The sequence below is a fragment of the Bacteroides hominis genome (genome assembly GCF_033042785.2).
GTDB classification, from domain to species: Bacteria; Bacteroidota; Bacteroidia; order Bacteroidales; family Bacteroidaceae; genus Bacteroides; species Bacteroides hominis.
In genome coordinates this window covers 832,217-851,498 of record NZ_CP178829.1, presented here as the reverse complement: position 1 = coordinate 851,498, position 19,282 = coordinate 832,217, and the positions used below count along the sequence as shown (strand labels likewise).

At 41.7% G+C, this 19,282-nt stretch carries 12 protein-coding genes and 1 pseudogene; 12 read left to right on the top strand and 1 reads right to left on the bottom strand.

The genetic code is table 11. From position 1 onward, the window contains the following. Positions 1–11: 11 nt before the first annotated feature. From R3O62_RS03975 to R3O62_RS03925, 11 genes are all read left to right on the top strand, one after another. A complete protein-coding gene (locus tag R3O62_RS03975) occupies positions 12–1,616 on the top strand; it encodes a RagB/SusD family nutrient uptake outer membrane protein (protein WP_188521011.1) in 1,605 nt (534 codons plus the stop codon). Positions 1,617–1,816: 200 nt separating this feature from the next. Beyond that, positions 1,817–2,674, top strand: coding sequence for a helix-turn-helix domain-containing protein (locus tag R3O62_RS03970; protein WP_032530930.1), 858 nt, complete (start codon positions 1,817–1,819; stop codon positions 2,672–2,674). 1,105 nt (positions 2,675–3,779) lie between these two features. Next, entirely contained in the window at positions 3,780–4,940 is a 1,161-nt protein-coding gene (locus R3O62_RS03965) for an OmpA family protein (RefSeq protein WP_269110292.1), read from the top strand. Positions 4,941–5,283: 343 nt separating this feature from the next. After that, entirely contained in the window at positions 5,284–5,706 is a 423-nt protein-coding gene (gene mscL, locus R3O62_RS03960; protein ID WP_005781870.1) for a large-conductance mechanosensitive channel protein MscL, read from the top strand. A 126-nt stretch (positions 5,707–5,832) separates the two neighbouring features. Further along, on the top strand, positions 5,833–6,120 hold the full coding sequence (locus R3O62_RS03955; RefSeq protein WP_005781872.1) for an HU family DNA-binding protein: 288 nt from the start codon (positions 5,833–5,835) through the stop codon (positions 6,118–6,120). 701 nt (positions 6,121–6,821) lie between these two features. Continuing rightward, complete coding sequence (locus R3O62_RS03950) at positions 6,822–7,418, top strand: DUF3575 domain-containing protein (RefSeq protein ID WP_032530970.1); 597 nt, start codon at positions 6,822–6,824, stop codon at positions 7,416–7,418. A 48-nt stretch (positions 7,419–7,466) separates the two neighbouring features. Then, entirely contained in the window at positions 7,467–8,933 is a 1,467-nt protein-coding gene (locus R3O62_RS03945) for a DUF3868 domain-containing protein (RefSeq protein ID WP_317472887.1), read from the top strand. A gap of 87 nt (positions 8,934–9,020) precedes the next feature. Continuing rightward, on the top strand, positions 9,021–10,448 hold the full coding sequence (locus R3O62_RS03940; RefSeq protein WP_101604019.1) for a hypothetical protein: 1,428 nt from the start codon (positions 9,021–9,023) through the stop codon (positions 10,446–10,448). A 194-nt stretch (positions 10,449–10,642) separates the two neighbouring features. Then, positions 10,643–11,560 (top strand): FimB/Mfa2 family fimbrial subunit, encoded by a 918-nt coding sequence (locus R3O62_RS03935; protein WP_188521009.1) that lies wholly within the window; start codon positions 10,643–10,645, stop codon positions 11,558–11,560. 8 nt (positions 11,561–11,568) lie between these two features. Next, positions 11,569–12,975 (top strand): DUF5042 domain-containing protein, encoded by a 1,407-nt coding sequence (locus tag R3O62_RS03930; protein WP_188521008.1) that lies wholly within the window; start codon positions 11,569–11,571, stop codon positions 12,973–12,975. A gap of 37 nt (positions 12,976–13,012) precedes the next feature. Beyond that, the gene (locus tag R3O62_RS03925) at positions 13,013–16,267 is read left to right on the top strand and encodes a fimbrial protein (protein ID WP_317472886.1); all 3,255 of its coding nucleotides are present in this window, start codon (positions 13,013–13,015) and stop codon (positions 16,265–16,267) included. Positions 16,268–16,604: 337 nt separating this feature from the next. Here the strand turns inward: R3O62_RS03925 and R3O62_RS03920 are convergent. Continuing rightward, positions 16,605–17,786 (bottom strand): annotated as a pseudogene (locus R3O62_RS03920) (glycosyltransferase family 8 protein); the annotation flags it as partial. Between the two features lie 233 nt (positions 17,787–18,019). Here R3O62_RS03920 and R3O62_RS03915 point away from each other — a divergent pair. Further along, complete coding sequence (locus tag R3O62_RS03915; RefSeq protein ID WP_175413976.1) at positions 18,020–19,252, top strand: TIGR04157 family glycosyltransferase; 1,233 nt, start codon at positions 18,020–18,022, stop codon at positions 19,250–19,252. The last annotated feature ends 30 nt before the right edge of the window (positions 19,253–19,282 follow it).

Below are 19,282 nucleotides of genomic sequence, written 5' to 3'. Positions count from 1 at the left end.
TGAGATACTTTATGAATATTAGAATAATTGTAGGCAGCATGCTTACCTTATCATTGTTATTATCATCATGTAGTGATTTTTTAACAGAGAATCCCAGAGGTACACTGACTCCTAAAAATTTTTTTTCAACACAGGATGAGTTGAACATGAGTGTATATGCCCTTTATCAGAAGGTTAATGCTTCTCAGATATATGCAAATATGCAATTACCTCAGTGGCAGGGGGATGATATAACAACTAACCCGGGGAGTAACAAGCAGCCGGCCGCTGAAATGGATAAATTTGCAGCAGTAAATAATAATAAGGGAGTGAAAGATGCATGGAACATGCACTACGCTATTGTAAAGGCTGCTAATTTAATTATACAAGGGGCATCGAAAACACCTACCACGCAGGATGAAATAAATATTGCTTTGGGACAAGCGAAGTATTGGAGGGCATATGCTTATTTTACTCTTGTACGTCTTTGGGGAGCATTGCCGATGAATCTGGACAATGTTAATGACGATTATACCAAGCCCCTAACACCAGTGGAAGAAGTATATGGACAAATTATACAGGACCTGACCGAAGCCGAGGCCATATTGCCTACAGTGTATAGTGCAGCTCCTCGCTTTATGAATGGTGTAAACGTGTATGTAACCCGACAAGCTGTAAAGTCAACTTTGGCAGCAGTATATATGGCTATGGCCGGTTGGCCCATGAATAAAACGGAATACTATGCAAAGGCTGCTGAAAAGGCAAAGGAGGTCATTGACGGGGTGAACAAAGGTGAATATGAGTACAAGCTCGATAAGGATTACAAAGATGTGTATGCCATGAGCAATAATTATAACTTGGAAACAGTACTCGGTATAAACTATTCTCCATTCGTGGATTGGACTCAGGATTCGGAACTCACCTCCTGTAACCAGTTTGAATCGCTGGGTGGCTGGGGAGACGCTTGGGGGGAAATTCGTTTCTGGAAGGAGTTTCCTGACGGTCCGAGAAAAGATGCGACCTATGATCCCAAGATTCGTCTGAAAGACGGAACCTTGGTTGACTGGTGGGAGTTAAAGGAGGATGGTACCCCCGTCGTTCCGGAACACCACCCAATGTTCAGTATATTCTCCGTAAACTGGGATCCTGCGTTAAAGGTGAATACTGATGCCCCGTATGACTATACAAAGCCGGCCAGTCAGAACATGTGCAATGATCATCGGCATAGAATCATTCGTTATTCGGAGGTTTTGTTGTGGTATGCGGAAGCCAAGGCCAGGACGGGTCAGACAGATGAGTTGGCATTTAAGTGTCTGAATGATGTCCGTGGGCGTGCCGGACTGGGAGCACTGAATGGACTTTCTGCTTATGAACTTGCCGAAGCAGCTTATAAGGAACATGGCTGGGAGGTGGCAGGTTACTGGGTGGCTCTCGTCACACGTCGTGCAGATCAGTTCCGTATGAATAAGCTGAAGGACACTTTTGAGGAAAGAGTGGCCAACGAGTACGTAGAAGTCGGTAATGGCGTTAAGGTGAAAGAAGCAGTGGAATATCCGAATAAAGTGTGGAATGACGGCCTGATGTACCTTCCATATCCCGATACTGATTCTCAAAAGAATCCGAATCTGACAAGATAATTTTTTTATTTTTAGTTAAGAGGACGTCCGTCAATCAGTTCAGTGATTGACGGGTGCTTCTCACTGATTTTTTTAATGTATATTTTTTGTACTTATATTGTGGGTTGTAATACTAATTAGACAATGAAATAGGTATTTGTTGTATAAATGTCTGATAATTAGAGAAATAATATTGAGCTCCAATAAGAAGAGAATAAACTATGAAACTTTTTTATTTGAACGAACACAAGTCTTGTTACAATTATGCGAGATGTGTGCAAGAGGGGTTCCAGTACTATATATTTGATGAGGGGCTGGAACACGAGGAAGAGTTACAGAATGACTGCATACTGTTTGTGCTGAAGGGAAGCCTTCGCCTTTCGTGTAACGAATTCCAATTTACGATTTCAGAGGGGAAAATGGTCTTTGTTTGTCGTGAGAGTCTGTTCAGCACTTACTCGTTGGAAAAATGTGAGGTTGTGGTTGCCCTGTTCGAGGGCGGTATTTGGCCTTGTCAGAAGGTCTCCTTTTCAGAACTGTTCCATTTGAGGGATGTTATCGAATATCGTATGGAACCTCTTGAGATTAAGGACCGATTATACAGATTTCTTGAACTCCTTGAGTGTTATCTGAAAGATGGGGCGAACTGTATCCATTTTCATGAGATAAAAATTAAGGAGCTTTTCTGGAGTATGCGTTTTTACTATTCTAAGAAGGAATTGGCAGGTTTCTTCTACATGATTATAGGTCGCTCTCAGGACTTTAGAAACAAGGTCCTGAATAATTACAAAAGGTGTAAAACAGTGAAAGAACTGGCATCGACCTGCGGGATTTCCCTGTCCGCTTTCAAGAGACAGTTTTTGGCAGAATTCGGGAAAACACCGGCTGTATGGATGGAGGAACAGTTAGTGCGAGAAATCAAGTATAAACTTTCGGTTACAGACATACCACTCGGAAGTATTGTCTATGAACTGAACTTTTCATCTTTAGCGCATTTCTCTAGATTTTGTAAGAGATGCCTGGGATGTTCTCCAAAAGAATGGAGAGAGCAGATAAAAAGTGAGTCGAAAACACCTTAAGTAGATAGTAGTAAGTGATTGGTAAATGATAGAGCCAAAATGAGAATAGTTATGTGTGTTTTTATTATAAAAACTAAAGAATCTATTCGCTCTAATATTTTTTATACCGTCTCAGACGGCGAGTAATCTGAATCTCACACTATCATAAGATTTCTTTTGTGCTTTGGACTTACTTAAAAAGAGGTTACAACAATGAGTATTCTTTATTTTTCGATTGTCTTTTCACTTTTTCTTGTATATTCTGTTTCATATTCCTTTTGGGAATTCCTGCTTACATAACAAGTCGATTAGCGACAATTAAAATAAAATCTGCTATTTTATTAGTATAGAATGATTCAGGTCCTTCAGAAATATCCTTTGTGTGTATTTGTATCTTAAAACTCGGTGATAATAGAAAACTTTGTCAACTCTAAAAGTCAAAGTATACCCGTGTGACTACATCAAACTAATGTTGAAACAATCGGCAAGAAATGTAAAATCACAGAGTTAAGAGAGGTTTTACAGCTCTTAGAGAAAGAGTTAAAAACAGATCTATTGATTAATAGCTTATGAAAAATTATATTTTATCCTGTAAGTGTGGCATGGGTATGGTGTCTTTCTCTAATGATAGCTTAATAGGATTAATGTCAGTAATCTGGCAGGAGCGGATTTAATGTGTGAATGGCGTAATTATTAACGTCAACAGAATATCCTTGTAAATGGAATCTGTAGCTTCACCACCATAATACGCAATATCCACTGTGCCATTGTAGCTGTTTTTCATATCGAAAAACACTTGTAGAGTTTGGGCAACCGAAAATTTAGATTATCGTTATTGCAACTGGTAAATCCTGCTATATAAAAGAATAGTACTGTTATTCTTAACAACAGTTCTTTGATTTTCATTGCACTATTGATTAGTCACTTTCTTTAACTTATTATATAATTCATTGTCCTATTATTAATGCCAAACCGTTGTGTAATTCGACAAAATTCCTAACTAAATATACTTTTTTAGGAATATGATTGTTCCTTAAATCATAATGGTAAAAAAAAGAGCTGAAATGGAAATGGTGGATTTTGCAAAAACACCAATATTTGCAAGACAATTAAAACATAAAGCCTTATGAAGAAAATTTTTGTGAGTTTGTTTTTGGCAGGTATTGTTGTGTGTCATACAAATGCCCAGACTGCTGTAGAAGGTAACAAGTTCCTGGACAATTGGTCCATCGGCATCAGTGCGGGAGGGACAACCCCGTTGACACATTACTCTTTCTTTGGAAACTTGCGCCCAATTACGGGGATAGAATTGAATAAACAATTGACACCGGTTTTCGGTTTCGGCCTGGAGGCAGTTGGGAGCTTTAACACTTCACAAAGCAGGACCGCTTTCGACCGTTCCAATGTCAGTCTGTTGGGGCTGGTGAACCTAAACAATCTCCTTGGAACCTATACGGGAGTTCCCAGACCCTTTGAAATCGAAGCTGTGGCCGGGATTGGATGGTTGCATTATTACATGAACCGGAGAATGGGTTCCGATCAGAACAGCATGTCAACAAAACTGGGACTGAATTTTAATTTCAATCTGGGAGAGAGCAAGGCATGGACATTGGCCCTTAAACCGGCTTTGGTCTATGACATGAACGCTATGGGGGCTGAAGCCGTGCGTTTCCATTCTAAACGGGCCGTATGGGAAATATCTGTTGGACTGAAGTATCATTTGGGGTGTAGCAACGGGAAACATTACTTTATAAAGGTGAAACCCTACGACCAGCAGGAGGTAGATATCCTGAATGAGAAAATCAACGAACTTCATTCACAAGTCGGGAAAAATACCGAAGCGTTGGAGGAAGCAGCCCGGAAAGTGACGGAACTGAAAACTGCGCTGGACAAATGCCGGAATCAAGAGCCGAAAATTGTGAAAGATACCATTGACAACAGCAGGAAGACATTGGAATCCGTCATAACTTTCCGTCAGGGCAGGACAACCGTTGACAACTCCCAACTCCCGAACGTCGAACGTATTGCGACTTATTTAAAGAACCACAAGGAAGCAAGCGTGGTCATCAAAGGATATGCTTCCCCTGAGGGAAGCGTGGAAGTTAACGATCGAATCGCCCGACAAAGAGCGGAGATCGTGAAAAAAATGCTGGTGAACAGGTATGGAATTGCAGAAGAACGGATTGTGGCCGAAGGTCAGGGAGTAGGAAATATGTTTGAGGAGCCTGACTGGAACCGGGTAAGTATCTGTACGATCAACGCGAGAACGGAATCACGCAACCGCTGAATGCTGCCGGGAAATAACTGGGAAAGTGCAGTCACATGAACTGAATGTATTGACTGTATTTAATTCCACATGTAATTTGAAATGTTATGAACAGGTATGTGTTTGAGATGATCGGGGTGTCCGGCTGTCATATAAACCCAGCGATCACGCTGGGTGTGTACTGCTCGGAAGGAAAAGAAGGAAGGTGGCAAATTGGCAGACTTGGCCTCGGGTTGACACTTGTCCTCGTGCATATCGTGTGTATTCATAGTGACAAACAGCGATGATAGAAAGGGGATGACTGGAGAACGCGCTTTTCCTGTCATTCCTCTTTGTTTGATACATTAACAACTAAAATAGAAATATGTCAAGAAGTAGTTTTTTACAAGATTTCAAGGCGTTTGCTATGCGCGGAAACGTGGTAGACATGGCCGTGGGTATAATCATAGGTGGTGCCTTCGGGAAAATAATCTCTTCAATGGTGGCAGATATCATCATGCCCCCGATAGGACTGCTGGTGGGCGGGACCAATTTCTCGGAACTGAGATGGGAGTTGGAGCCTGCCCGGGTGGTCAACGGGGTTGAACGGGCGGCTGTCACGATAAACTATGGAAACTTTATCCAGACCATGCTGGATTTTGTAATTATCGCTTTTGCCATTTTCCTGTTTATCCGCCTGCTTTCCAACCTCAGGCGTAAGAAGGAAGAGGCTCCCTTGCCTCCACCTGCCCCGAGCAATGAGGAAAAGCTACTTTCAGAAATACGTGACCTGATAAAGAAACAATAACTGTTTGTTCAAACGGTATTAACGATATCGGGCAGGGACATGTCTGAAGAACGGACTGCTCCTTGGTGGTGGGGATTTTCCCCTGCTCCTAAACGACAGAAATAGTACGAACATTAAAACTGTAATATGACTAAGGCTGATATTATAAACCGGATCTCCGAAGAGCAGGGGATTGACCGTAAGACTGTTGCCCTGGTAATCGAGGGTTTTATGAAATGCGTGAAGGATGCACTCGGCAGGGGCAGAAGTGTATTCCTGCGCGGGTTCGGTACCTTTTCTTTAAAGAAAAGGGCAGCAAAGAAGGCGCAGAATATCCAACAGCATATAACCATATGCATCCCGACTCGCAAAGTCCCCCATTTTAAACCCTCGGAATCTTTCCTATCTTGCCGGGAAGGAGATAATCGAAAATAGGTCGGTCGGAAATCGCTATCTTTTGTTGTTAGGGGGAGATTTGATATGATACATGGGGTTTTATCAATCACGTTTCACTCCTATTTTCCCGCGCTCGAAAGGTATAGATGCGAATCTTCATTACGGCAGCAATTCCTTATGTATTTGGGGGTTCCAGCAAAATATATTTGGGGAATCTTCCACAAAGGTTAGTAAAACTAATAAAATAGCCTACACATATAGAAATGATAAATAATAGAGCTGAAGTGGAAATAATAAGACGCGTCATAGATCTTAATTTTGCAGCGTGATTAAAAAGAAGAGGATTATGCTGTTTTTGATAGATCATTTAAATATTTCTGATTTTTTAGGAGCGGGAATATAGAATTAAAAATCACACAAAATTTGTTTATGTTATGTGAATGAGTTATGAAATATTTAATACGGAATAGTGCAATACGGATTCGATTTACCTTTACATACAGGACGGTTTTGCCTATTCTGCTTTTGCCAGATCGGCGGAAGGACTTTTTTATACATGTTCTCCATTTGGGAGAAGTATTTTGGCGCGGTCAAGAGTTTGCATCTATTCACTCCATACGCATAAGAAAAGTTTTAGATTTTTTCCCTGGAAGTTGCATTCCCGTTAATGCTTGTTATGTAAAAATAATCCTTGTCTGTCCTCTTTTAATAAACAATGAAAATAAATGAATAATAGTATGATGAAACAGATTTTTCTTCTGGTATTTTTGCTTTGTTCGGTAGGGGCCTTTTCGCAAAAGGTCGCCATTAAGAACAATCTGGCGTATGACGCCTTGAAGACTCCGAACCTCTCCCTTGAGTTCTCAATGGGAAGGAAATGGACGCTTGACACCCAGGTGGGTATGAATTTCTTTTTTTATACGAAAGATGCCACCTCCTCCCGGTATAAGACAAAAAAGCTCAGCCACTGGCTGGTACAGCCCGAGCTCCGTTACTGGACGTGTGACGTTTTCAACGGTTGGTTCTTCGGATTGCATGCGCATGGCGGGCAGATGAACATAGGTGGCATTGACGTGCCTTTCGTCCTCCAAAAAGGGGATGGAAAAATGAAGGACCACCGCTACGAGGGCTATTTCTGGGGAGGCGGGTTGAGTGCTGGTTACCAGTGGGTGATTTCCAACCGTTTCAATATCGAGGCCTCTTTTGGAGTAGGTTATGTGCATACCCGTTATGATAAGTACAAGTGCACGACCTGCGGGAAAAAGGAGGGAAAGGGGGATGCTGACTATATCGGTCCCACCAGAGCGGCAATTTCCATTATTTATATGTTGAAATAGTTGATTTGCGTACCCGAGTTTTTATTCTTTTACACTAAAAAGTATATTATGAAATCGTTACAATATTACAAGAAGCAGATTTTTATTATTGGTTGCTTGGGGGTGTTTCCCCTGTTGATCTTTGCCCAGGAAACTTTATCGTCAGATGGTGGCTTGTATTGGGATTATTCCGGAAGCCGTGTAGAGAGACGTATGGATGGGAATAAGCTGGATATAGAATTCTCAATAGGGCTTGTCGAAAAGTTGAAAAGCCAGCAAATGATGTGTATTTCTCCTCGCTTTGTTTCAGTGGATGGTACAAAAAGTGTGGAGTTGAAGCCTATATGTATTTCCGGTCAAAAGAGGTATAAGGTCATTAAACGCCGCAAGACCCTGCATAATCTGAAAAGTGACCAGTTTGGCTACGGAGAGGTATATTCAGTCAAGAAGTTGAAAGAAACACCTCTGACGTTCAAAAGCAGTTTTCCTTTTGAAAGATGGATGGCTGACGGTCATCTTGTTGTGGATGAAAAGTTATATGGCTGTGCCGAATGTGGTGTGAGTGAGAATGAAGGTGTTGTGTTTCAAGCTGGCATTCCACTTTTTGGATCGAAGGATTATGCCTACAACTTCATTGAACCGGAGAAAGTGCTGGTCAAGTGCTACAAGGACTCCTTTGACTGCAAGGTGGCTTTTCCCGTGGCACGTCACGACCTGCAGAAGCAGTTTGCCGGCAACGCTCAGGAGCTTGACAGACTGAAGGGGTTCCTTTCGGAGAACCTGAACATTCAGGGAACGGAACTCAAGGAGGTGAATATAAAAGGCTATGCCTCTCCTGAAGGAGGTTTCGACTACAACAAATCCCTCGCACAACGACGGACTCAAACCCTTTCAGAATATATTTCCAGTCAATACCCCGCCTTGAAAAAAGCATCGGTTTATCGTACCGAAGGTGTCGGGGAGGACTGGGAGGGCCTTAAGGCGGCGGTCAGCAGCTCCACTCTTGCCAACAAAGAAGAAATCCTTTTTATCATCGCACATAACGGGCGTGATACCGAACGCGAGACAGCCATCCGCGCTCTGGATGACGGCAGGAGCTATCAGGTGCTCTTGAAAGAGTTCTACCCGTCCCTGCGACGCACAACCTTCAGTCTCAGTTTTGACGTGAGACCCTATACGGTGGAGGAACTTCCTGGAATTTTTGAGATGAAACCCGAGTGTCTCAGCCAGTACGAGATGTACCAGCTGGCCGGACTGTATGCTTCCCAAGGTGAGAATCCTCTACCGGTGTACAAGAAGGCATACGAACAGTTCCCGGATGACATCGTGGCAATCCTTAACTATGCCAACGCTCTGTTGAAGTACGGGAAGGATGCGGACGGTGCGTTGCGGGTATTGGAGGCGGTGAAGAATGACAGCCGTGCCCTTTTCCCCATGGCTGTAGCCTATAACATGAAGGGTGACTGGAGACAGGCGGAAGAATTGCTGAAGAAAGCCGGTGTGAGCGGTGGCTCCATGCAAAAACTTTCCGAATAGCCGAAGGACGAGAAAATAAACAAGGGATACGGATGTAACTCAGATATATATAGTATTAGTATTTTAAATTTAAAAACAATTCAAATCATGAAAGTAATGAAGTATTTTGCAGTGGCTTCGCTGGCGTTGTTTGCTGCATGTAGCAATGAAGAAAATCTGGTTGTACCGGAGGGTGCTAATCAGCCGGTTGACGTGATGATGTCAGTAGCATTGCCCGGTCCCGGGACACGTGCCGTCATGGGCGATTTGCAGGACACTGCCAACAATGGTGATCCGGCAACGGTTGAAAAACTGCATGTGTACTTGTTAAATGGAGATAGTATTGTCTTTGCGAAAGAGTTTGCGAAGGGGTCTGATGATTTTAACAAGCTGACTTCAACTATCGCTGTGGGACCCGGTGAAGCGACAGGAGGTTATAAATTCCTTAATGTGGACAAAGGTGCAACAAAAGCTCTTGTTATTGCAAACCCTCAAGGAGCGTTGGTTGAGAACAAACCTGTGTCTGATATTAGCAAACAACTGTTGAAGGCAAAAATTAATGAAGTGATTTATGCTGGTTCCGAAGTACTTACCACTGTTGGAGCTGAACCTTATGGTGTCAGTCCCCAGCAGGATAAGCGTACTGTTAAGAAAGCGGAACTTACCTTGGCTGCCAGCATGAACCGCTTCCAAGTGACTGGAACTAAATTTATCAAAGTTACTTGGAAAGACGGAAAAAAGGCCGAGGCAGAACTGTGGTGCAAGACATGGCTGGGTAAGGCTGAAAACAACGGAAAAACCAGTGATGATGCATGGACGGCTTTCAAGGCTGCTGCCGATGGCTTCAATAAGGAAGTGTGGGATGGTAAGTCTGACCTTAGCAAGAAAGCCGCTTTGAGCAAATGGTTGCAGGTTGTTGACGTGACCTCTGCGAACCAGGGTATCCTGATGAACCGTTTCAGCAGAACGCTTTCTATTCCTGCACTTACAGTGGAAGAAGAGGCAAACTGGTTCTGGGCCAAGACTTATGCAGGTGACAGATATAATTTTACCAATGGAACATTCAAACCTGATGGCAAGACAGACCTGTCCGATGTATCTTCCTACTTTACAGCAACTGCCTTTGATTTCGGAGCAGGTAAAAAAGCTGCGGCATTTAACTTTTTCGCAAATGGAATTACCGGTTACGGAAAGACTAATAATGCTCCCAAACTTGCTTTCGTTTTCAAAACTGGTGATGCGGGCGTATCTGCAGACAGACGTTTTGTAGTTATATCCGGTTATGCGAAGACAGAAGGTGCGACAGACGGTACGACTGATGTTCCGGCCGGTAAGGGTGGTTACCTGATTAATCTGAATCTTAGCACATTGAACAACGGACAAGGTATCCTGGTGGATACAGATCCGACCATTCCGGAAGGAGTGACTCCCGAACCGGGCGGTCAGGAAGATTTGGAAGATGAAAATGTGAATGTTATTGTTCGTGTTCAAGTACAAGCTTGGACTGCTGTGAACGTATTCCCTATCCTTGACTGATAATAGATAGGAGAGTAATAGCCACTTGCCGGAGCGGTTCTCCCGTGTTGGCTCTGACAGGTCAATACCGGATCCGCCTGTACTCTCGGGGAGGGGAAAGGTTATCCCCTCCCTTTTTTATTATTCCCGGGAGAAGTATATGTTATCTATTCGGGGAAGTTATCTGTATTGAATTATAATAATTAGTATAAAGTATGAACATAAGATACATACCCACTTGGCTGGGGCTACTACTCACTTTATATCTCGTGACCGCCTGTGATCGGGTATATGACGATTTGAGCGGCTGTCTTGGCAACACGATTGTCTTTTCCTATCTGGCTGATGACAATCAGGAACATCTACAGGAATATGTGGATGGTATTGATGTCTTTATTTTTGATGCCAAAGGCGAAGTTCTTGTAGAAAGGCATCACTTGGAGAGGGAACGGTTACTTTCACCGCTGGAGGTCACGCTTCCGGAAGGGGATTATAAAGTGGTGGCCGTAGGCAACGCTTTGACAGAAACGATTATCGGTAAAGAGGACAGCTACAAAGGTTCGTTGGTTTCCCGCCCCGAACTTATGGAAAAGGACGGACGGGCATCCGGTACGTTTGACAGGTTATACCTGGGAGAAACAGCTATTACATCTAAAGTTATGAACGAGTCCCGTGACGTAGTTCGCCTTTATTCCCAGCATGTGAAAATCCATGCGGTAGTCCTTTCCGATGATGATAACAATTCGCAGACTTGGTTTGAGCAGAACAAGGAGGCAGGTTTTCGCCTGACAATGGAATCACTTTCCGCACGTTTCTATCTTTCCGGACAGCGGGCTGGTGAAACTTCTTTTGACCTTCCGTTTGTCACAGGCGAGGAGAATGATCGCTTCGTGCTTGACTTCAATACCCTGCGCTTTGATGACAAGGACCCGCTAACGATCCGTCTTATGCAGGGTGACAAGGTTCTTTGTACTGTAGATGTGGCACAATATATCGCACAATATCCCGAGCAGATACGGATAACGGGACGGCAAGAAGCGGTTCTTCCACTGTTTTTCCGCCAGAATCCCCTCTCACTGAGTATAAGTGTAAAACCATGGGAAGCTGTTGATGTGGTTCCTATAACTGATTGATTAATATTATGTTGAAAAATATTAAATATATTCGTATGATGAAGGCTGTGAGGTATTCTATGATAACGATGTCATTGGTCCTTTGCTTTATTTCGGTATCCTGCCAGAAGGAAGATACTGTTTCGGAACAGTTTTCCGATGAGGATGCTGTGACTGTCAGACTAAATCTTACAACCAGAGGTGTTGAAACCGGTGACAGCGATCTGCTGGATGAACTTTCCTCTGATCCTTTTCAGTGGTTTAAGACCGGTACGCTGTTTCCTCAAGCTCCCGCCCAGCCAAGGATAGTACTTATGATCTTTAACAGGGATTTGAACCGGTATGTGTATAATCAACTGCTTCCCTTCAATTCAACCGGGGTGGACGGACAATATCAGATCAATATACGTATTCCTAAGGGGGAAACCGAGTTTTATGCATTGTATGCTCCTAACCAGACAGGAAAGGATCTACCTTATTATACTCCTGAAGGCAATCTTCAGAATAAGATTCCATGGGACTTCTTAGGATCTGGTACGGAGGAAATCTCCAAAGAGGAATTTGCAGGTGCTGCTTTTCCTGCTATTATTAAGGAACAGCAGGATGGAAGTCTGGGATTACCTGTGAATAATCCTTATGACGGTGTAACTCCTTCTCCTGCAGATGAAAAGATTATTGACTGGAAAGGAACTTCTGTTGTCGCTTGGGCAGATTTGCCCGGCGTGTCTAACAGACTACATTTGAGTTTGCTTTCGGGGAAAACGGTGGCATCTGTTCTGCCCGCATCAGGAAAGTTGGCGCAAGAGATAACAGTTCCCCTATTCCGTGATTTTGCCCGTATCAGAGTATATATAGCAAGCGCACCCCGTTACGGTCAGGTTACGTATAATTACCAAGGGATTTCCTTTTTGAACTTTCCTGTATTGATGTCTCCCTCTTTCAGGGAAAATGATTCCGAGAAAACTCAGCTGGCCGCCTCCACCCCAGGAACAGGAAAGGCTATGGAACATACAGGTACATATTCTTATGGGGTAAAAAATGAAGGAGCACAATTGACTGTATACGAGGCTCCCCTTACTGCCGAGGGAGAGATTGATTATGTGGCAATGGAAGCTCGATTATACGAACAGTTTGTTGTGCCCCAGTATCTGGCTCCTTATATTCCGGAAAGTAATTCCTGGCAGAAAAAGCAAAATCACCCGAAAATACAGTTGACATTGGATTATTTTACAGGAGGAGATGAATCACAAACAAAAACGAGGACTTTCCTGCTTGATGTTGGTGAGGAGACTTCTCCCGGAGTATATTCCGGTCCTATTTATCCGAATCGGGATTATAAAGTATTCATAGTCCTGCCGGAATCTTCAGATAAAGAGATTATTTACCGGGTTGAGCCTTGGAATAGTAAAAAGGTAGATCTTCCTCCATTCCAATGATGTATACGAGAATTTATCACGATAATTTTTATTATTTATGAAACGATACAAGCTGAAAATAACTTATTTTATTCTGCTGTTACTGTCCCTCTTTGCATCCTGTACGGATGAAGAAATTTTTCAAGGGAGCGGTGTCACGGAGGGAGTTCCCACGACGGTGGACATAAGTGTCGGTACGGCAGCTAATACGGCCAAGACACGTTCCGTCTTACTGGAAAGTGAAGAGAGAAAAATCTATAACCTTTACCTGTGGGTTTTCAATTCTTCCGGTAACGTGGAATACTCACGTGAATATTCAAGAGCCGATCTTATTCAGGCTGCAACTGATCTTACAACATCCACAGGTGAAGTGGATGCAGATGCGCCCACCAGCATGGGATTATTGAAAAATATCAGTCTTACAACAGGGAAAAAGACACTGTTTCTTCTGGGGAACTATAAATCGGACGCTGACGGGTTGTTTCATGTGGAGCCTGAAGTATTAAATGGGATTTCAAAATATTCAGACCTGGAAAAAGTAAGAGCGGCCATGACTGTTCATACCCTGTTTCGTCCGAATGGTAACTTATTGATGTCGCTAACCCAAACAGTAACGGTTTCTACCGCTACAAAACAGATCGAAGTCTCCTTAAAACGCTCGGAAGCCAAAATTACATTGAACCTGCAAACAATTGCCGGACTCACATTTGAGCCTGGAACATATCGTCTTGGTAATGTGCCGGGATCGACCTTCATTGTGGAACATGCAAAAGGAGCTGATCAGACTGCTTCATGGGATGCTGACGGGGTGGACAAAAAATTATACTGGGTCTCGGAATATTTCCAGTTCGAGGGTGATGCCGACAATGTCACCACTTCATTCTATATGCCCGAAAACCGAAAGGTTGCAAAGAAGGCTATTTCCCCGGCTTCCCCCGGTTATAGTGCGGAAAGGAAGGGGTATGACCTGAGGCAGAAGCAACTGAAGTCTCCCGTTGCAGGTGCAACTGACAAACCTAATCTGCAAAACGGTGAGACGGAATATGCCCCGGATCTGGCTCCCTATATTGAATTTACAGGTGAGTTACGTCAGAATCTTGCAACCGGTGATACTTCTACCGAACGTTTCGGAAGGGTGACTTACCGCATTTATCTGGGATATACGGCAGAAAATGATCCGGTCAATGATTATGATATAGAACGTAACGTACATTATACCTATAATGTGACCATTAAAGGCATGAATGATCTGGTTGTAGAAGCAAAATCGGACAAGGCAAAAGAGGAGGAATCTGCTCCTGGAGTAGAGGGACTGGTGTATGACGCACACCGGTCATTCAATTTTGACTGTCATTATGAACAGGGGCTGATGCGTTTTAAGAAAGATGAACTTGCCATCTTCAACCCGGATGGTACTCTGAAAGATGACGCCATGATTTCTTTTGCTATACGCACACCGTTCTGTGACAAGATTATCTCTTATACGAAAGCGGAATTGGAACAGTTGAAGAATAACAATTATATTCCTTCTAAAGAAAAAAAGGCTGATACGGACTGGCTCAAATTCTATATCCATCCAAGCACTCTGGCCGACAATGGAAACGAGGATATGCAATATTTCTCCGATACGGGTGCTAATCTGCTTTCGCTGGAGCAGTTCCTTTACAGGCTGATGAATGAACCTGATTATGTATTCAATGCGGCTTCGGGGCTTTGTAAAGTAACTGTTTATGCCAATGAATTTTTTTACGAACAAAATCCTATGCAGGAGAATGCTCCCAAGGATAAAAATTTGTGGAAAACCTTTGCCAACTCCCCGGATCGTACGTTTGATTTGCTGGTGAACACGTCGCATGAAATTTCTCCTGACGGACAGTCACGCTATCATCAAGCCATTGTTACTATTCGGCAAATGTCCATAAAAACGGTGTTTGTCAACAGTCCTGACGGTATGCGCGTTTGGGGCGTGGAGAATGTGAATGAAACCCCTGATTTGGATTGGTCGGTAAGAGCTCCTAGTGAACCGGATGCTTTTTATAATAAATACTATTCCAATGGTTGGGCAAACACATGGTCTTTGATGAGCAGGCGTACCGGAGGATTAACTGATAATATAATGCCTGATCCTATGCTTAGAGGAAAAGAGAAAACTTTATGGCAAGTTATGACAAAGGTCAATAATGCGAAGTTGACACTAAGTATGGATCACACTAACCTGGCCATGAAGAATTATCATGCTACATATGCCTGCTTCACCCCGTTCTTGCGAAACAGGGACAACAACCGTGACGGACAGATGCAAGCGAATGAAATGCAATGGTATATTCCTTCTGTTTGTGAAACAAACATGTTGTATGTGGCAGAGCGGGTATTGCCGTTAAAGAGCAGGCTTGTTGGGCACGCTCCGTCGGATAATGCTACAGCATTATTCACCTCAAGAGCTTTTATGGGAAGTACCAACTTGACATTGAACAGCCCTAATACTATTATCTTTGTAGAAGAATCGCATAGTATGACTCCTATATATAATTTTGATTACCAGAAAACGGCAAGTCCTGGAGAAAGAACTCCTTTTTCGGATGTGAGACTGATCAGGGATCTGGGAATCTTGGAAACCTCGGAGGATCATAGTTATCATCTTGATGAAATAGCTAAGGAACTCAGTAAGACACTGATCAACAAATGGACAGAGGATGAGTATCTGATTTTCAGGGCTGACAATTTACCTTCCAACACTACCAGATCTGCAAGGGCTATTTATGAACTTCCGGCACATAACGAGACCTCACAGATTAATACGATTTATCAGAAAGGATTCGAAGTTGCCAAATATATAGCCAATAGAATAGACAAGCGGAAGGATTTGGATAATCCGAACAGGAGTGGTGAATATTACTACGAAACTTGGACTACCTTGATGAACGATATAGAGAAAGGAAACTCTCCGTGTACTTATTATTTTCAGAATCCGGATCAGAGCGATTTGGGAACATGGCGCTTACCCAATGAAGCCGAACTGATGATAATGGCCGGAAGTCTGTTTGACTGGGATGACCGTGAGAGACCTAAAGTCTATGACTTTGGTGGAAATTTATCTTCTTTGAATATGAAAGATGGACAAGTTATTCATTCTCGGACAGGATTTTCCAGACGGGATATGAACGGAGGAAGATCATTTAGTGCCGGCTATCAGATGTATTTTGATGGTTATCTCAGGTTTGTTACGACTGTAGACACGCAGTGGGGAGGTGATAAAAATAGGCTTGTGAATGATAGGAACGGATATGTGCGTTGTGTGCGTGATCTTAAATAGAAAGAATCCATTTATGGCTCTTTGAATTTATAGCAGAGAAAGATGTTTTTTATCTTTCTCTGCTATTTTTTTATCCAAATACATGTAATATTGAAAATGCTAAAATGTGAAAACGTCATTAATATATGCTTTGGGGGGCAATGAATGTGATAATTATACTTGGGGCACAAAATCATTTCAGGCTGTGTTGAAGTATGTAAATCTGGAAATAAGTCTTTTGGATTTATTAAATCTATCAGCTCCAGAAAATTTAAAGATAACAATAGTAGAATTTTGTAACAAGGTGGCAAAATTGTGTAAGCTAAAAGATGTGAAATGATTTTCCCCTTTTAGAGAAATATTCTTTTATTTTTAAAGCTGTGGGAGTGCTGAAGTTTTCTCTTGCACATAGACGTAAATAGAAATAGTAAGCTAAGCCCGAAACTCCCTTTCTTAATCCGAGGGCAGTCAAAGACTTTTGTTCAATGACTGAATATACAGCGGAGTCTATTTGATGTAGTATTTCATCACTATTGCCTTCGATCAGTTTCTTTTGCAGTAAATATTCGATTCCCGTTCCAATGCCACATAACCCATTCTCGTAAGTGATAGGAACAGCCAGAGAGCAGTGGTCTATTATCTTGTTCAGTAATTTATCTGCCCCCTCTTCTAATTCTGTATCGTTCGTTTTTTGGCTTAATTGAAAAAGCTCAATCGTTCGTTCCATCCACCTTGATAAAAGTCGATCTTTGATTTTGTTCATAGAGCTATTGTATTTGCAATATAGCTCTTTTAATACTTGCCAAGGGTACTCTTGATGCCATGGCTTTATACTTCCGGTATAATGAATGATGATGATGCCGGATAACATTTCAGGGGTATGCAAAGTTTCACTGGTAGTGAAATTGTAGATATTGGGAATCAGCTTTATTTTGCCTTTACATATACAGTTAATCGCATCTTGATCCTGATATCGATCCCGGTTTATATAGATTGATGTGTGTTGCAATAGCTTTTCCTGTATTTTATCTTTTCTAAGGTCTTTCAGATTCAACAGCAGTACGCCTGCATTGATGTATACATCCTTTTCCGTTAGTTCCAGTATCTTTCTATAATTGATTCGTCTTATAAAGATATCATCCACTCCTGCGCAATAATAACCTTCCAAATCCAGTTTCCACAATGGCTCTATGCTGCCATTGATTACTAAATCTGCATCCAAGTACAGGGCTTTATCCAGATTGGGAAAAAGATCTACAATGGCATAACGATAAAGAGCGTGTTCGGTGATGTATCCTTCTTTTTTCTTGAGTTGCTTGAATGATTCTGAATCTATTATCTCCCATTGGATCGTTACACAGGTAAATACATTTTCTATTTCCTGAAGGAGCTCTTTGCTTTCTAACGAAATACAATCTGTCAGAATGTGTATGCTTATATTCAAAGATCTATTATTCTCAAGAATAGATACTATAGAGGTACAGCAATGGTCAATGTATTCTTCATTGATTGCAAAGAAGATTGGTATTGTGGTTTTCATGCTTGTGTGGTTAAAAAGGATTATTTGTCAGAGGCAAAGGTATCAGTTTTTTAGATATATTTCTGTTTATAAGGATTATTTCTATAGGTATATGACGTTCGGTATAAAAAAAGGCTACGTTCGGTACATTTTTTCTGATAATATTTGGATATGAAGTAAAGTGGACATACCTTGCAAACAAATCTAATAGAATAATATTGTAGCCGGTTAATAAGAAGTTGAAAATCTATATTATGAAACACTTATATATAATTGATCAATGTAGTTCTGCATCCCTTTATGGTATAGGCACATATATTCAACAAATTATTAATATTTGGAGAATGGATGTTTGTAGTGCGTTGACAATTGTAAAGTTGGAATCTGGCACTAATGTAATAGAAGAAGGGTGGTCAGATGGAGTTCGATATTTATGGTTTCCTTCTGAAACAGAGGAAGAAGAGATGCGACATGAAAGTTACTGTTTGGATTTAGCAGAGTCGCTGAGATTTTGTATGAATGAAGAAGAAGATAATATATTTCTGGTAAATTATTTGAATCATTCAGAACTCATTCTGAACCTAAAGAAGATTATTTCTAGTTGTCGTATTATAATTGTAATACATTACGTTGGATGGTACACCATGAAAAGGAGAAACGGAAGCTATTTGGAATGTCTTCTGGGTAAAGTATCCACTGACAGGGATGCTACAGAGAAAATTGTCTATAAAGAATTTGTTGCAAATAAGGACTTTTTTCTGAAAGCAGACAGAGTGGTCTGTTTATCGGAGCATACTTATAATTTGCTTCGAAATGTTTATGGGATTGTGGAACAAAAAATAAGATTATTATATAATGGTCTGGTGGACGAAGCACGGATTTTAGATATAGAACAGCGTAAAATTCAAAAAGGTAATTTGTCATTTAAAGTGGAAGATCAAATAATTCTTTACGTGGGACGACTAAATCAGATCAAAGGTGTGTACTATCTAATTAATGCATTTCGAAAGCTTTTAGATTGCTTGCCTAATGTTCATTTGTTAGTGGTAGGTGATGGGGATTATTCTGCTTATTTGTCTGAGTGTGAGGGTATTTGGAGCCATGTTACTTTTACTGGTCGAATCAGAAAGGAGAAATTATATCAGTTATATCAAATATCAGATATAGGTGTTCTTCCTTCTCTTCAAGAACAATGCAGTTATGTTGCTATAGAAATGATGATGCATGGAATACCTCTCATTGGCACAGCTTCTACAGGTTTAGAAGATATGATTCAGGAAGGGCTAAATGGATATGCTATATCTATAGAGGATGTGGATGCTTACCCGGAAGTATTTATTGAGAAATTGAAATCCAGTATGGTTCGAATTTTGTCTTTATCAATTGACGAAAAGAATGCTATGCGGCAGCAAAGTAGAAATGTCTATTTGAAACACTATACTTTGAATGTCATGCAAGAGGGAATGAAAGAGCTAGAGTGGATTTGAAAGGCCACTCTGCTGAATTTATAGTATTAA

Coding starts and splice junctions, on each gene's coding strand:
- R3O62_RS03950 (WP_032530970.1), top strand. CDS start 6,822: ATGAAACAGATTTTTCTTCTGGTATTTTTGCTTTGTTCGGTAGGGGCC.
- R3O62_RS03975 (WP_188521011.1), top strand. CDS start 12: ATGAATATTAGAATAATTGTAGGCAGCATGCTTACCTTATCATTGTTA.
- R3O62_RS03945 (WP_317472887.1), top strand. CDS start 7,467: ATGAAATCGTTACAATATTACAAGAAGCAGATTTTTATTATTGGTTGC.
- R3O62_RS03940 (WP_101604019.1), top strand. CDS start 9,021: ATGAAAGTAATGAAGTATTTTGCAGTGGCTTCGCTGGCGTTGTTTGCT.
- R3O62_RS03925 (WP_317472886.1), top strand. CDS start 13,013: ATGAAACGATACAAGCTGAAAATAACTTATTTTATTCTGCTGTTACTG.
- mscL (WP_005781870.1), top strand. CDS start 5,284: ATGTCAAGAAGTAGTTTTTTACAAGATTTCAAGGCGTTTGCTATGCGC.
- R3O62_RS03965 (WP_269110292.1), top strand. CDS start 3,780: ATGAAGAAAATTTTTGTGAGTTTGTTTTTGGCAGGTATTGTTGTGTGT.
- R3O62_RS03955 (WP_005781872.1), top strand. CDS start 5,833: ATGACTAAGGCTGATATTATAAACCGGATCTCCGAAGAGCAGGGGATT.
- R3O62_RS03970 (WP_032530930.1), top strand. CDS start 1,817: ATGAAACTTTTTTATTTGAACGAACACAAGTCTTGTTACAATTATGCG.
- R3O62_RS03930 (WP_188521008.1), top strand. CDS start 11,569: ATGTTGAAAAATATTAAATATATTCGTATGATGAAGGCTGTGAGGTAT.
- R3O62_RS03935 (WP_188521009.1), top strand. CDS start 10,643: ATGAACATAAGATACATACCCACTTGGCTGGGGCTACTACTCACTTTA.
- R3O62_RS03915 (WP_175413976.1), top strand. CDS start 18,020: ATGAAACACTTATATATAATTGATCAATGTAGTTCTGCATCCCTTTAT.